The following is a 13,629-nucleotide window of genomic DNA, read 5'->3' on the forward strand; positions in this document are numbered from 1 at the left end:
AGGTTTCGGAGCACCCATGACCGCCGCCCACTTCCCTTTGCCGACCCTCGACCGCTGGACCGCCCTGGCGCGCAAGGCGTTGAAGGACGCGCCCCTGGAAGGACTTTCGCGCACGGACGGCGACGGGCTGGAGATCGCATCCCTGTACGTGGACGGCGGCGCGCCCGTTCTGTCGGCGCCGCGCCCGAGCCGCGTCGAGGGGCGGGCCTGGGATCTGCGGGTCCTGGTCGAGGCGGAGGCGCCGGTTCAGACCAACGCCGCCATCCTGGATGAACTGAACGGCGGGGCCGCCTCGGCCGTCCTGACCGGCGCGGCCCTGGCCGATCCCGATGTCCTGTCCAGGGCGCTGGAGGGCGTGGCGCTGGAGCTGGCGCCGATCGGTCTCGACGCGGGGGTCCAGGGCGCCCTGGCCGCCGGCGCTCTGGCGGTCGCCGCCAAGGGGTCGCCTCGCGCCCGCCTGATGCTGCATCTCGATCCGGTCTCGGCCTTCGCCCGCGACGGCGGCGCGCCCCGCGCGATAGAGACCGAGGTCGCCCAGGCGGCGGCCACGGCGGCGCGCCACGCCCAGCCGTATCCGGCCGCGACCCTGTTCCTGGCCTCGGGCCGCGCGGCGCACGAGGCGGGCGGGACGATCGGCCAGGAGCTGGGCTTCGCCCTGGCCTCGGCGGCGGACTGGCTGCGTGCGGGGACCGAGGCGGGCCTGTCGGTCGAGCGGACCCTGGCTGGGACCGTCCTGGGCCTGTCGGTCGATGCCGAATATCTGGACGGGGTGGCCAAGCTGCGGGCCGCGCGCCTGATGTGGCGCGCGTTCGCCCGGGCGGCGGGCGTGGAGACGGCGGCGATCATCGAGGCGCGGTCGTCGGGCCGGATGCTGGGCGCGCGCGATCCCTGGCCCAATCTGCTGCGGCTGACGGCGGCGGGCTTCGCGGGGGCCGTGGGCGGCGCCGACGCGGTGATCCTGGACGGTTTCACGGCCGCCGTCGGCGCGCCCGACGCCTTCGCCCGCCGCCTGGCGCGCAATACGCAACTGGTGCTGATGGAAGAGGCGCATCTGGGCCGGGTCGACGATCCGGCCGCCGGGTCCTGGTTCCTGGACGCCCGCACCCGCGACCTGGCCCAGGCCGGCTGGGCCGAGTTCCAGCGCATCGAGACCGAAGGCGGCCTGGTCGCCGCCCTGAAGGCCGGAACGATCCAGTCGCGCGTGGCCCAGGCCCGATCCGCGCGCGAAGCGGCCTATGCGGAAGGCGGCGCGGTGCTGATCGGCGTCAATCGTTTCGTCGATCCCGAGCCGCGCCCGGCCACGGCCGCGCCGCGCGAACCCGCCGCTCCGTCGCCTGGCGACGCTTGCGTCCCCCTGACCCCCGTCCGTTGGGCCGAAGCCTTTGAAGGGACCGGGGCATGAGCCGTCTGTTCGATTTCGCCGCCGCGCCGCTGGACCTGTCGTCGCTTCCGGCCGCCGCGCCGCGCGAGACCTGGGCCACGCCCGAGGGGATCGACATTCCCTCGGCCTTCGACCCTGCCGCGCGCGACGGGCTGGACTTCATCCAGGGCCTGCCGGGGATCGCCCCCTATCTGCGCGGTCCCTATCCGACCATGTATGCGTCCAACCCCTGGACGGTGCGCCAGTACGCGGGCTTCTCGACGGCCGAGGAATCCAACGCCTTCTACCGGCGCAATCTGGCGGCGGGGCAGAAGGGGCTGTCGATCGCCTTCGATCTGGCGACGCACCGCGGCTACGATTCCGACCATCCGCGCGTGGCGGGCGATGTCGGCATGGCGGGCGTGGCGATCGACTCCATCCTGGACATGCGGACCCTGTTCGACGGCATCCCCTTGGACCGGATGTCGGTGTCCATGACCATGAACGGCGCTGTCCTGCCGGTCCTGGCCCTCTATGTCGTGGCGGCGGAAGAGCAGGGCGCGCCGCATGCGGCCCTGACCGGGACCATCCAGAACGACATCCTCAAGGAGTTCATGGTCCGCAACACCTACATCTATCCGCCCGGACCCTCGATGCGGATCATCTCGGACATCTTCGCCTGGACGGCCGAGCACGCGCCGAAATTCAACTCCATCTCGATCAGCGGCTATCATATGCAGGAGGCCGGGGCCTCGGCGGATCTGGAGCTGGCCTACACCCTGGCCGACGGCGTCGAATACGTCCGCGCCGGGGTCGCCGCGGGGATGCCGGTGGACCGGTTCGCGCCGCGCCTGTCGTTCTTCTGGGCCATCGGCATGAACTACTTCATGGAGACGGCCAAGATGCGGGCCGCCCGCCTACTGTGGGCCGAGGCGATCCAGTCCGAGTTTCAACCGACCGATCCGAAATCCCTGGCCCTGCGCGCCCACTGCCAGACCTCGGGCTGGTCGCTGGCGGCTCAGGACGTGTTCAACAACGTGCCGCGCACCATGGTCGAGGCCATGGCGGCGGCGGCGGGCCAGACCCAGAGCCTGCACACCAATTCTCTGGACGAGGCGCTGGCCCTGCCGACCGACTTTTCGGCCCGGATCGCCCGCAACACGCAGCTTCTGATCCAGAACGAGACCGGGATCACCGGCGTCATCGACCCCTGGGGCGGCAGCCTCTACGTCGAGCGGCTGACGCACGATCTGGCCCAACGCGCCCGCGCGCACATGGCCGAGGTCGAGGCTCTGGGCGGCATGGCCAGGGCCATCGAGACCGGCGTGCCCAAGCTGCGCATCGAAGAGGCCGCGGCCAAGACCCAGGCCCGCATCGACACCGGCCGACAGACGGTCGTGGGCGTGAACGCCTATCTGTCCGACGCGCCCGACGACATTCCGGTGCTGAAGGTCGACAACGCCCAGGTCCGCGCCGCCCAGATAGAGAAGCTGCGGCGCCTGCGCGCCGAGCGTGATCCCGCCGCCGTCGACGCCGCCCTGACCGCCCTGACGACCGGCGCGCGCGGAAACGCCAACCTGTTGGAGCTGGCGGTCCAGGCCGCCCGCGCCAAGGCCACGGTGGGCGAGATCTCCGACGCCCTGGAGGCCGCCTTCGGCCGTCACGTCGCCGAGGTGAAGACGGTGCGCGGCGTCTATGGCGCGGCGGCGGGCGACGAACCGCGCGTGGCCCGCGCTCGCCAGATGGTCGCCGCCTTCGTCGAGAACGACGGGGGGCCGCCGCGCATCCTGATCGCCAAACTGGGCCAGGACGGCCATGACCGGGGCCAGAAGGTGGTCGCCACCGGCTATGCCGACCTGGGGCTGGACGCCGTCGCCGGGCCGCTGTTCCAGACGCCGCAAGAGGCCGCGCGTCAGGCGGTCGAGCAGAACGTCCACGCCGTCGGCGCCTCGTCCCTGGCGGCCGGGCATCTCAGCCTGGCGCCCGCCCTGATCGCCGAGCTGAAACGGCTGGGCCGCGAAGACATCGTGGTGGTGGTGGGCGGCGTCATTCCGCCCGCCGACGTCCAGCCCCTGCTCGACGCCGGGGTGGCCGCCGTCTATCCGCCCGGCTCGGTGGTGGCCGAGACGGCGGCGGACCTGATCGAAAAGCTGAACATCCGCCTGGGCTACGCCCAGAAGGGCTGACGCCCCTAAGGCCGCGACGATCCCGGCAGGGCCTCGATCTCGGCGGCGGTCAACTGGCGCGTCACGCGGGCGCGGCACGGGCCGTTGGGCATGGCCCCGCCCCCGGCATAGACGATCTGCACCGGATCGCCCGTACACAGGCGCGAGCCGCCGCCGAACTCGGACGTGATCGCCAGGGCGTTGGCCCAGTCCAGATCGCGGCACCAGCCGACGGTCTGCAACTCGAACACGCCCGTCCGCCCGGCGCGCAGATACAGGGTCTGGTTCTCGCCGGCGCGGAAATTGGTGACCTGGCTGACGGCGAAACAGGCGCGCGGCGCGCGCTCGGGACCGTTCATGGCGCTTCCGGCTGGGGTGGGCGCGCAGGCGGCCATGGCGACGGCGGCGGTGGACAGGACGGCGGTGGTCAGACGGCGCATGACGTACTCCCGATCAACTGAGACCCCTCTATAGCCCAGCGTCTGAACGCGCGGTCGGTTGCGTGATCCGTTGGGGATCAATCCGTGTGACAAGGTCGCCGGGCAGGGGGCTGGGCGTCCCGCTCATCACCGCCGCCAGATGTTCGCCCAGCAGCGGCGCCAGGCACAGGCCGCGCGACCCCAGGCCGGTCAGCACGAACAGGCCCGGCGCGATCGCTCCGGCCAGGGGCAGGCGGTCGGCCGTCGTCGCCCGCACGGCGGCGCGTGACCGGCTCTCCAGCCCCCCGATCCGCGCCGCGAGGCCCGGCAGGCGTTCGGCCAGTTTTCGCCGATTGTCGGCGCTGGCTTCGGGCCGCGTGTCGGTTCCGACGTCGCCCCGGTCGTGCGTCGCCCCGAACAACAGGCCGTCCTCGGTCGGAACGACATAGCCGCCCCAGGCGACGGCGCCCGGCGGGGCGACGCCCGAAATCCAGTCGGCCTGGCCGCGCACGGGTTTCAGCTTCAGCGCGGGCGCCAGGGCGTCGGTCCCCCAGCCGGCGGCGATCACCACCTGGGCGATCTCGGCCATCAGGCCGCCGTCGGCGTCCAGCAGGCGCCAGCCGTCGCCCGCGGTCTCGATCCGATCCACTCGGCCCGTCAGAACGGCGATCCCGTCCAGCCAGGCGTGCAGCACGACCTTGGGCCGCACGGCCAGGGCGCCCGCCATGTCCAGCCCGCCGACGGTCGATGTCTCGTCCAGCCTCGTCCCGGTCTGACCCGCGTCCAGCGGCCGCATCGCCCCCTCGGGCCAGATCGCCTGGGCCGCCACCTTGTCGAAGCGGACGGCGTCGCGCGGGGCGCCTTGCAACTGCAGCACCCCCTCGGCCGTGACCGCGCCGTCGACCCGGCGGTACAGGGTTCCGGCGCGCGCCAGCGCCTGGGCGTAAAGACCGGCGATCCCGGCGTCGCCCGCGTCCAGCCGGGGCGTGACCAGGCCGGCGGGAAAACCCGATCCGCCCGCGCCCGGCGCCTCGGTCTCGACCACCACGACGTCGCGGCCCAGGGCCTTCAGCGCCCGCGCCGTCGCCGTCCCGGCCACGCCCGCGCCGATCACGGCCACGCGGCCGCCGGGACTGTCCGGCGCCTCCCCCGGCAGCCGGGCCTCCAGCCGTTCGCGCTTGCGGCCGTGGCCGGGGCGTTTGTCGACCGCGAAGCCGCGCTCGGCCAGACCCCGCCGCACCGCGCCCGCGACGGTGAAGGTGGCCAGGCGCGCGCCCGGCGCCGAACGCGCCCGCACGCCGTCCAGCACGGCGTCGGACCACATGCCGGGATTGGTCGAGGGGGCGAAACCGTCCAGGAACCAGGCGTCGGCCCGGCCGCGCCACTGATCCAGCGCCCAGGCCGCCTCGCCGACCGCCAGATCCAGGCTGGCGCGAAAGCCGGGCAGGTCCAGCCGGTGAAAGCCGGGCGTTGCGGCGGGCCAGGCGGCCAAAAGGGCCTGGACCGCCTCGGCGATCTCGGGCCAGGCGCCCAGGGCCTGGGCGGCCTCGTCACGGCTCAGGGGGAAGCCCTCGATGGAAAAGACGTGCAGCCGCCCGTCGGGCGGTCCCTCGCGCCGCCACAGGTCCAGCAGGGCGGCGATGTTCAATCCGGTGCCGAACCCCAGCTCGCCGACGGTGAAGTCGCGCCGCCCGCGCCAGGCCTGGGGCAGGCCGCACCCCGCCAGGAACACCGCCCGGCTCTCGGCCAGCCCGTCCTCGCGTGAGAAATAGACGTCGTCGAACCGGCCCGACCGGGGCGCGCCCTCGGGCGTCCAGATCAGGTGCGGCGAGCGGTCGTCGGTCATGGCCGGGGTTTAGCCCATTCGGCGGTCGCGTTGAATCGCGCTCGCCGAAGTCTCTGAGAGGCGGGCGACGAAAAAGGGCCGCCCCTTTCGGGACGGCCCTTCTCGTCTGGACCCGAAGGTCCGAACGGCGTGTCGCTCTTAGTGAGCGGCGGCCGGGGCAGCCGGGGCGGCCGGAGCGGCAGCGGCCGGAGCAGCGGCGGCGTCAGCGGCCGGAGCCGTGGCGGCGGCGGCGGCTTCGCCAGCGGCGGCGGCGGCGTCGGTGGCGGCGGCGTCAGCGGCGACGGCGGCGTCAGCGGCCGTGTCGGCGGCGGCGGCGGCGTCTTCAGCCTTGTCGGCGGCGGCGGGTTGGCAGGCGGCCAGGGCCAGAGCGGCGGCCGAGGCGGCGATCAGAGCGGTGATGCGCATGGGGGGATGTCCTTCAGAAGGTTATGCGAGGTCATGAACTCCCCGCACCCTCTTGATAACGGAATCGTGAGGAGGTGCGCAAGGGGAATTCTCACGGAGTCGTGATCGGCCGCCGGGCGAAGACGCGCACGAAAAAAGGGGCCGCCGAAGCGACCCCTTTCCCCAAACGCCCGCGAACGGGCGTCTGAACCGTAAGGCTTAGTGAGCCGGAGCCGGAGCGGCCGGAGCGGCGGCGGCGTCAGCGGCCGGAGCAGCGGCGGCGGCGTCAGCAGCCGGAGCCATGGCGGCGTCGGCGGCCGGAGCGGCGGCGGCGGCGTCGGCGGCCGGAGCGGCAGCGGCGTCAGCGGCGGCGGCTTCGGTCTTTTCTTCGGCGGCGGGTTGGCAAGCGGCCAGGGCCAGAGCGGCGGCCGAGGCGGCGATCAGAGCGGTGATGCGCATGATGGAATCCTAGGGTTGGAATCAGCGAAAGCTCGAGCTTTCAGCCTATCGGTAACGCGTCCGTGAGGTCGGATGCAAGGTCCGGCCGTTCAATTCCACAGGGAATCGCGCGTCCGCGGGCCTGAATCGCCGCCGTTCGGGCGGATTCGGCGCGGTTCGTCAGGCCTCGGCGGGGGCCGCCGACAGGGCCTCTTCCATCTCCATGAAGGACGGCTGGGCGCTGGAGGGGATGTCGCCGCGGCCGATTTCGACCGAAATCTGGGCGGCGTTGCCGTGCAGGTGGGCCACCAGCACCGACTGGATGATCTTATAATAGGCGCCGTCGCCTTCGATGATGTCCTTCAGCCGGTTGGCGAACGGGCCGATCAGGCCATAGGCCAGGAACACGCCCAGGAAGGTGCCGACCAGGGCGCCGCCGATCATGCCGCCCAGGATTTCCGGCGGCTCGGTGATCGAACCCATGGTCTTGATGACCCCCAGAACGGCGATGACGATGCCCAGGGCGGGCAGGGCGTCGGCCAGGTTCTGCAAGGCGTGGGCGCCGGCCAGGGCCTCGTGGTGGTGCTTTTCGAGCTGCTTTTCCATGGCGTCCTCGATCTGGTGCGGATCCTCGAGGTTCATGGTCATCATCCGCAGGGTGTCGCAGATGAAGTCGACGGCGAAATGGTCCTTCAGCACCTTGGGATATTTCTGGAAGATGGTGCTCTCGGCCGGTTTCTCGATGTGGCTCTCCAGGGCGATCACGCCCTTGGACTTCATCGTCTTGGTCAGTTGGAACAACAGCGACAGCAGGTCCTTGTAGTCCTGCTTCTTCCATTTGTTGCCGCCGAAGATGCGGCCGAACCCGCCCAGGGTCGCCTTGATGGTCCCCATGGAGTTGCCGATGATGAAGGCCGCCAGGCCCGAACCGCCGATGCCCATCAGCTCGAACGGCAGCGAGTGCAGGATGACCGCCATCTTGCCCCCGGCCAGCAGATAGCTGCCGAAGACCATGCCGAAGAGCAGCACGATGCCGATGATCTGAAACATATGGGGGCGGCCCGACGCGAAGAGAGACGCCGAAAATCGCCGTTAATGATTAAGGGGCGGTTGCGATCTAGAGCCGCGTCGCGCCCGAGGTCACATCGGCCAGGGCCTTGGGCGTCAGTTTCTGATAGCCGCTCTTGCCGCCGCGGACGTAGAGCTGGCCCTCGACCTTGTCCGGGTCATAGCCGTCGGCGACCAGATCGACCTTGCGGTATTTGAAGGTGCCGGTGGTGTCGACCGCCTTGATCAGCCGCACGAACACCGGCCGCGCATAGGCCGGCAGCTCCTGATCGGCGTAGTCCGAGAAGGCCTTGGCGTTGAACCGGCCCTCGGGGACCACGGCGACCATGCCCGCCTTGCCGTCATGGCCGGGCACCGGCACGCCATAGGCGATGATCTCGCGCACGCCCGGCGCCTCGGCCAGGCGCTGTTCGACCTCGCCGGTCGAGACGTTCTCGCCCTTCCAGCGGAAGGTGTCGCCGATGCGGTCGACGAAATAGAAATAGCCGTCGGCGTCCTGGCGCATCAGGTCGCCGGTGCGGAACCAGCGGTCGCCGCGCTTGAACACGTCGGTCAGGATCTTCTTCTGCGACGCGGCCTTGTCGGCATAGCCCGAGAAGTCGTGGCGGATGTCCTCGCCGATCATGCCGATGGCCTCGCCGACCTCGCCGACCGAAACCGGCTGGCACAGGCCGTCGGCGCCGCGGATCGGCTGTTCCTCGTTCACGTCGAACCGGACCAGGCGGATGTTGATCCTGTTCTTCAGGAATTTCGGCACCCGGCCGATCGAACCCTGTTTGCCGTCGAAGTTGAACAGCGAGACATTGCCCTCGGTCGAGCCGTAGAACTCCAGGATGCGCGGTATGGCGAAGCGCGACTGGAACTCGGGCCAGACCTCCGGCCGCAAGCCGTTGCCGAAGGCCAGCCGCAGCTTGTGCGCCCGCTCGTCCTCATTGGGCGCGCCATTGACCAGATAGCGGCACAGCTCGCCGATATAGACGAACATGGTCGCCCCGCTGGTCTTCACGTCCGGCCAGAAATTGCTGACCGAGAACCGTTTCCTGACGATCAGCCGCGCCCCGTTCAGCAGGGCCGCGCCGACCCCGACCAGTCCGCCCGTCGAATGATACAGCGGCAGGCAGTTGTAGATCCGGTCCTCGGGCGTCGATTCCGTGCAGCCGGCGAAGGCGCGCATATAGGTCCGCGCCCGCGAATGCGGGATGCGCGCCGCCTTGGGCAGGCCCGTGGTGCCCGAGGTGTAGATGAACAGGGCGGTGTCGCGGTTGGTCAGGCCCTCGCGCGCGGTCCTGGCGGGCCGCACCGACGAGCCGCCGCGCACGGCGTTGTCCAGCCCGCGCCGTTCGCTGGCCTCGTCCGCCGCCTGCAAACCCAGCACCCACAGCATCAGATTCTGTTTGACGAAGGGCCGCGCCTCCTCGACCTGGCGCCAGCAATCCTCGTCGGCGACCACGTTGAAGGCCCCCGAAATGGTCAGGCAGTGGGCCAGGGCCTGGCCCGACAGATTGGTGTTGATCAGGGCGGTGGCGATGCCGACCTTGGAAAAGCCCAGCCAGGCCGCCAGATATTCCGCCCGGTTCATCATCACCAGGGCGATGACCTCGCCCCGGCGCAGACCCCGCCCCTTGGCCCAGTGGCCGTAGCGGTTGGCCAGGGCGTCCAGCTCGCGATAGGTCAGGCTGCGCTGTTCGTCCTCGACGGCGACGTTGTCAGGGAATTTGTCGACCGCCTCCTCGAAGTCGTCGGGAACCAGCACGTCGCTGTCCAGCTCGATCGGCTTGATCCGCTTCAGCAGGCGACGCAGGCCGGCGACGAAACGCAGGTCGCGTTTGATGTTCGCCATCAGGCCCATGGCCGCGTCTTCCTTTCAACGGAACGATCCCTCGCACCCGTGATGGACAAGGCGGCCGGGGCGGTCAACCGGCAGGCGAAAACCAGCCGGTCTCGTCACGCCTTTGTCAGGCCGCCGTGGCGCCGATGCGTCGGGTGACGCCGGGTTAAGACGCGTCAGACCTGGAAGGGTTGAACATGCCGATTTGCAAGCGCTTAATCCGCCTAACGACGGTCGGCGGCATGGGGCCGGGACCGGTCGGGGGAATTAGACCATGAAGACGACCCTTTTCGCCGCTGTCGGACTGGCCTTGGCCGCCGCCGCTCCGGCTGTCGCCCAGGACTACAACAGCACGCCCAACTACGGCGAAGTGCGCCTGTCGCCGGGCTTCACGCCCGATCCGCATCTGACCAGCATGCGCGCGGGCGGCACCATCGACGCCTCGACCCGGTTCAACGAATGCCGCGGCTTCATCACCGAACAGCCGGACATGCGTCTGTTCTGGGACGGCAAGGGCACGATGAACCTGCGCATCTCGGCCATTTCAAACGCCGACACCACCATCGTGGTCAACGGCCCGAACGGCGAATGGTACTGCGACGACGATTCGGGCGACGATTCCAATCCGGTGGTGACGCTCAGCCCCGTCGCCGGCCGCTACGAGATCTGGGTCGGCACCTATTCCAGCGGCGACACCAAGCCCGCCGTGGTCTCGATCTCGGAAATCACCAACTTCTGACCCTCCGACGTCGGGCGAAAGACGCCGCGTGGACCCCGTCGCCTCGATCATGGCGGCGGGGTTTTCGCATCGGCGGCCCGCCCCGCCCTTGAGACGCGGGGCGCCGCTTCATATCTGGGCGCGAGACTGAACGGGGAGAATGCGCATGGCGCCGGTGATTTCGGTCAAGGGGCTGACCAAGACCTACGCCTCGGGGCTTAAGGCGCTTCAGGCCGTCGACCTGACCATCGACCGGGGCGAGATCTTCGCCCTTCTGGGTCCCAATGGGGCGGGCAAGACCACCCTGATCTCCATCATCTGCGGCATCGTCACCCCGTCGGGCGGCGCGGTGATCGCCGACGGACACGACATCCAGAGCGACTATCGCTCGGCCCGGTCCAAGATCGGCCTGGTGCCCCAGGAACTGACCACCGACGCCTTCGAGACCGTGTGGGCCACGGTCAATTTCAGCCGGGGCCTGTTCGGCAAGGCGCCGAACCCGGCCTTTGTCGAAAAGATCCTTCGCGACCTTTCCCTGTGGGACAAGAAGGACGCCAAGATCATGACCCTGTCGGGGGGCATGAAGCGCCGCGTCATGATCGCCAAGGCGCTCAGCCACGAACCCGACATCCTGTTCCTGGACGAACCGACCGCCGGCGTCGACGTCGAGCTGCGTCGCGACATGTGGACCCTGGTGCGGGACCTGCGCGACAGGGGCGTCACCATCATCCTGACCACCCACTACATCGAAGAGGCCGAAGAGATGGCCGACCGCGTGGGCGTGATCCTGAAGGGCCGGCTGGTGATCGTCGAAGAGACGGCGACCCTGATGAAGAAGCTGGGCAAGAAGACCCTGACCCTGCAATTGCAGGAACCCCTGGCCGACCTGCCGCCTGAACTGTCGGACTGGACGCTGGACCTGAAGGGCGAGGGCAACGAACTGGAATACGTCTTCGATTCCAACGCTGAGAAAACCGGCGTGCCGTCCCTGCTGCGCCGCCTGTCGGATCTGGGGATCGGCTTCAAGGACCTGTCGACCCGCCAGAGTTCGCTGGAGGACATCTTCGTCGACCTGGTGCACCAGTCGCGTGAGGAGGCCGCCTGATGGGGTTCAACGGCTATGGCGTCTGGGCCATCTATCGTTTCGAGATGGCGCGCGCCCTGCGCACCTTCTGGCAGTCGATCATCACCCCGGTGGTGACCACGGCCCTGTATTTCGTGGTCTTCGGCACGGCCATCGGCGGCCGCATGACCGAGGTCAGCGAAGTCCCCTACGGCGCCTTCATCGTGCCGGGGCTGATCATGCTCAGCCTGTTCACCAACTCCATCTTCAACGGCAGTTTCGGCATCTACTTCCCGAAATTCACCGGCACCATCTACGAGCTGCTGTCGGCCCCCATCTCGCCGTTCGAGACGGTGCTGGGCTATGTCGGCGCCGCCGCCACCAAGTCGGTGATCCTGGGGCTGATCATCCTGGCCACGGCGGCCCTGTTCGTGCCGTTGCAGATCCTGCATCCGTTGTGGATGCTGGCCTTCCTGGTGATGACCTCGGCGACGTTCAGCCTGTTCGGCTTCATCATCGGCGTCTGGGCGCAGAGCTTTGAACAGCTCAACTTCATCCCCATGCTGATCGTCACCCCGCTGACCTTCCTGGGCGGGGCCTTCTATTCGATCGACATGCTGCCGGGCGTCTGGCGCACGGTCAGCCTGTTCAATCCGGTGGTCTATCTGATCTCGGGCTTCCGCTGGGCCTTCTTCGGCGTCGGCGACGTGCCGGTGGCGCTCAGCCTGGCCGCGACCCTGGGTTTCTTCCTGGTGCTTCTGGCCGTCGTCGGCTGGATGTTCCGCACCGGATACCGGCTGAAGACCTGATCGTCATAAAGGCGCCCGGTTCAGAATCCAGCCTCGTGTTTGAACCTTGATCTGACCGCGCCCGCCCGGCGCCGGAGCCGCCATGCCCGCCGACACGCCGCCGAACCCGCCTCGCGGGGGCCTGCAATGGGGTCGTCCGCCCCAGACCACCTTCCGCGTCGGTCCCTTGCCGACGGCGGTCAATCGGCTGGCGGTTCCGCCGCGTCCGGCCAAGCCCGTGGCCACGGCCGAGCCGCCCGCCTCGGCCCGCGTCGCCGAGCAATTGTCCATGCCCATGCCCGAACCTCAGCCTCAGCCTCTGCCCAGGCCGCAGCCCATGCCTCAGCCCAGGCCCGATCCGGCGGGTCTGGTCGCCAAGCCCGCCGCGACGGCGTCCGCCCGCCCTGGCGGGGGCATCTTCTCCGGCTCGCTGATCCCCCAGGCCGCGCCGCGCGCCGCCGCGGTCCCCACGTTGACGCCGACGCCCGCGCCCAGGCCGGTCCCGGCCGCCCCCGTCGCCGCGCCCGAACCCCTGCCCGAGGCGCCGCCCGCCGCGCGTCCGGCCGCGCCCGTCGTCGCACAAGCCGCCGCTCCGGCGGCCGAGGTTCCGGCCGCTTCGCCCGCCGCCCCCGCCCCGTCGGCCCAGGATGCGGCCAAGGGGCGTTGGCCGCTGTATGTGGGCGTCCTGGCCGCCGCCTTGGTCATTGGGGCGGCCGCCGTCTGGTTTCTGACCCGGCCCGAGCCGCCCGCACCGGCCGCGATCGAAACGCCGCCCGTCGCCGTCGTCGCCGAACCCGTCCCGCCGTCGCCTGTCGAGACCGCGCCTGTCGAGACCGTCTCGCCCGTGATCGCGACGCCGCCCGCGCCGTCCGCCGCCGCCCCGGTCCCGGCGCCCGCCGTTCAGACGCCGCCGCGTGCGCCCTCGCCGTCGGCCCGGCCCGCGCCGACGACCGCCGCGCCCGTCGTGATCGCGCCCGCACCGTCCGCCGTCGAACCGACGCCCGCTCCGGTCGAGCTGCCCGCCGATTCGCCGCCTACGGCCGCCCGGTCCCAGCCCGACGACCCGGACGCCCCGGTCGTGACCCGGCCTCAGCCGCTAGGCTAGGGGTTCAGCACCAGATAGCCGCGCTCGACCATCCGGCGCAGGGCTTCATAGGATTCCGCCAGCTCTTCATAGGCGGTGCGAAACGCCGTCAGCCGCGCCGCCTGATCCGGCGTCACCGGCGAACCCGATTCCGCCAGCCGCAACGCCTCGGCCGCCCAGCGTCCGCGCGCCGCCGCCGTCAGGGTCGCCAGCTTCTGAAAGCTGGCGGGATTGGCCTTGCCCAGCATCTGGCTCAGCACTTCGCGATTGGCCACGAAGGCGGTGTAGTCGATCTGCTCCATCTGGCCGCGCAGCCGTCGCTGTTCCTGCGGGTCGGCGTCCTGCGGCTCGAAGTGGTCGCGGGTGCGGCGATAGCTCGACGTGGCGATGGTCGACATGGCGGTCTCCGAGCGCGCGTCTCCGGTCGCGGATGGGATCAGGCTGCGCCTCGTCGGTTAACGCCGCGTT

General features: G+C 70.2%; 13 protein-coding genes. 6 read left to right on the top strand and 7 right to left on the bottom strand.

Annotated features, from left to right (window positions below; genetic code table 11):
• Positions 1-16 precede the first annotated feature (16 nt).
• Entirely contained in the window at positions 17-1,402 is a 1,386-nt protein-coding gene (locus V7D63_RS02155; protein ID WP_333590603.1) for a methylmalonyl-CoA mutase family protein, read from the top strand.
• Positions 1,399-3,546, top strand: coding sequence for a methylmalonyl-CoA mutase (scpA, locus tag V7D63_RS02160; RefSeq protein ID WP_333590604.1), 2,148 nt, complete (start codon positions 1,399-1,401; stop codon positions 3,544-3,546). Before V7D63_RS02155 ends, scpA begins: the two co-directional genes overlap by 4 nt.
• Positions 3,547-3,551: 5 nt before the next feature.
• Here the strand turns inward: scpA and V7D63_RS02165 are convergent, their stop codons facing one another.
• The 6 genes from V7D63_RS02165 to V7D63_RS02190 all read right to left on the bottom strand — a co-directional run bounded on the left by V7D63_RS02165 (position 3,552) and on the right by V7D63_RS02190 (position 9,529).
• Entirely contained in the window at positions 3,552-3,965 is a 414-nt protein-coding gene (locus V7D63_RS02165; protein ID WP_333590605.1) for a DUF6491 family protein, read from the bottom strand.
• A 28-nt stretch (positions 3,966-3,993) separates the two neighbouring features.
• Complete coding sequence (gene mnmC / locus V7D63_RS02170) at positions 3,994-5,790, bottom strand: FAD-dependent 5-carboxymethylaminomethyl-2-thiouridine(34) oxidoreductase MnmC (RefSeq protein ID WP_333590606.1); 1,797 nt, start codon at positions 5,788-5,790, stop codon at positions 3,994-3,996.
• 138 nt (positions 5,791-5,928) lie between these two features.
• Positions 5,929-6,195: a hypothetical protein gene (locus V7D63_RS02175; RefSeq protein ID WP_333590607.1), complete on the bottom strand. Its 267-nt coding sequence runs from the start codon at positions 6,193-6,195 to the stop codon at positions 5,929-5,931.
• A 198-nt stretch (positions 6,196-6,393) separates the two neighbouring features.
• Complete coding sequence (locus V7D63_RS02180; protein ID WP_333590608.1) at positions 6,394-6,633, bottom strand: hypothetical protein; 240 nt, start codon at positions 6,631-6,633, stop codon at positions 6,394-6,396.
• Positions 6,634-6,792: 159 nt separating this feature from the next.
• Positions 6,793-7,662 (bottom strand): flagellar motor stator protein MotA, encoded by an 870-nt coding sequence (motA, locus tag V7D63_RS02185; protein ID WP_333590609.1) that lies wholly within the window; start codon positions 7,660-7,662, stop codon positions 6,793-6,795.
• 67 nt (positions 7,663-7,729) lie between these two features.
• On the bottom strand, positions 7,730-9,529 hold the full coding sequence (locus V7D63_RS02190; RefSeq protein ID WP_333590610.1) for a long-chain-acyl-CoA synthetase: 1,800 nt from the start codon (positions 9,527-9,529) through the stop codon (positions 7,730-7,732).
• A 253-nt stretch (positions 9,530-9,782) separates the two neighbouring features.
• On the opposite strand from V7D63_RS02190, the gene V7D63_RS02195 reads away from it, so the two are divergent.
• From V7D63_RS02195 to V7D63_RS02210, 4 genes are all read left to right on the top strand, one after another.
• Positions 9,783-10,247 (top strand): peptidase S1, encoded by a 465-nt coding sequence (locus V7D63_RS02195; protein WP_333590611.1) that lies wholly within the window; start codon positions 9,783-9,785, stop codon positions 10,245-10,247.
• 145 nt (positions 10,248-10,392) lie between these two features.
• Positions 10,393-11,331 (top strand): ABC transporter ATP-binding protein, encoded by a 939-nt coding sequence (locus V7D63_RS02200; protein WP_333590612.1) that lies wholly within the window; start codon positions 10,393-10,395, stop codon positions 11,329-11,331.
• Positions 11,331-12,098 carry an ABC transporter permease gene (locus tag V7D63_RS02205; protein ID WP_333590613.1) on the top strand — a complete coding sequence of 256 codons (768 nt, stop codon included), beginning with the start codon at positions 11,331-11,333 and terminating at the stop codon, positions 12,096-12,098. The genes V7D63_RS02200 and V7D63_RS02205 overlap by 1 nt, the downstream gene beginning before the upstream one ends.
• Before the next feature lie 82 nt (positions 12,099-12,180).
• Positions 12,181-13,182: a hypothetical protein gene (locus V7D63_RS02210; RefSeq protein ID WP_333590614.1), complete on the top strand. Its 1,002-nt coding sequence runs from the start codon at positions 12,181-12,183 to the stop codon at positions 13,180-13,182.
• On the opposite strand, the gene V7D63_RS02215 is transcribed toward V7D63_RS02210, so the two are convergent.
• Positions 13,179-13,559 (bottom strand): hypothetical protein, encoded by a 381-nt coding sequence (locus tag V7D63_RS02215; RefSeq protein ID WP_333590615.1) that lies wholly within the window; start codon positions 13,557-13,559, stop codon positions 13,179-13,181. The genes V7D63_RS02210 and V7D63_RS02215 overlap by 4 nt on opposite strands.
• Positions 13,560-13,629: the final 70 nt, after the last annotated feature.

The sequence above is a fragment of the Brevundimonas sp. genome (assembly GCF_036732845.1).
In the GTDB taxonomy this organism is placed as follows: domain Bacteria; phylum Pseudomonadota; class Alphaproteobacteria; order Caulobacterales; family Caulobacteraceae; genus Brevundimonas.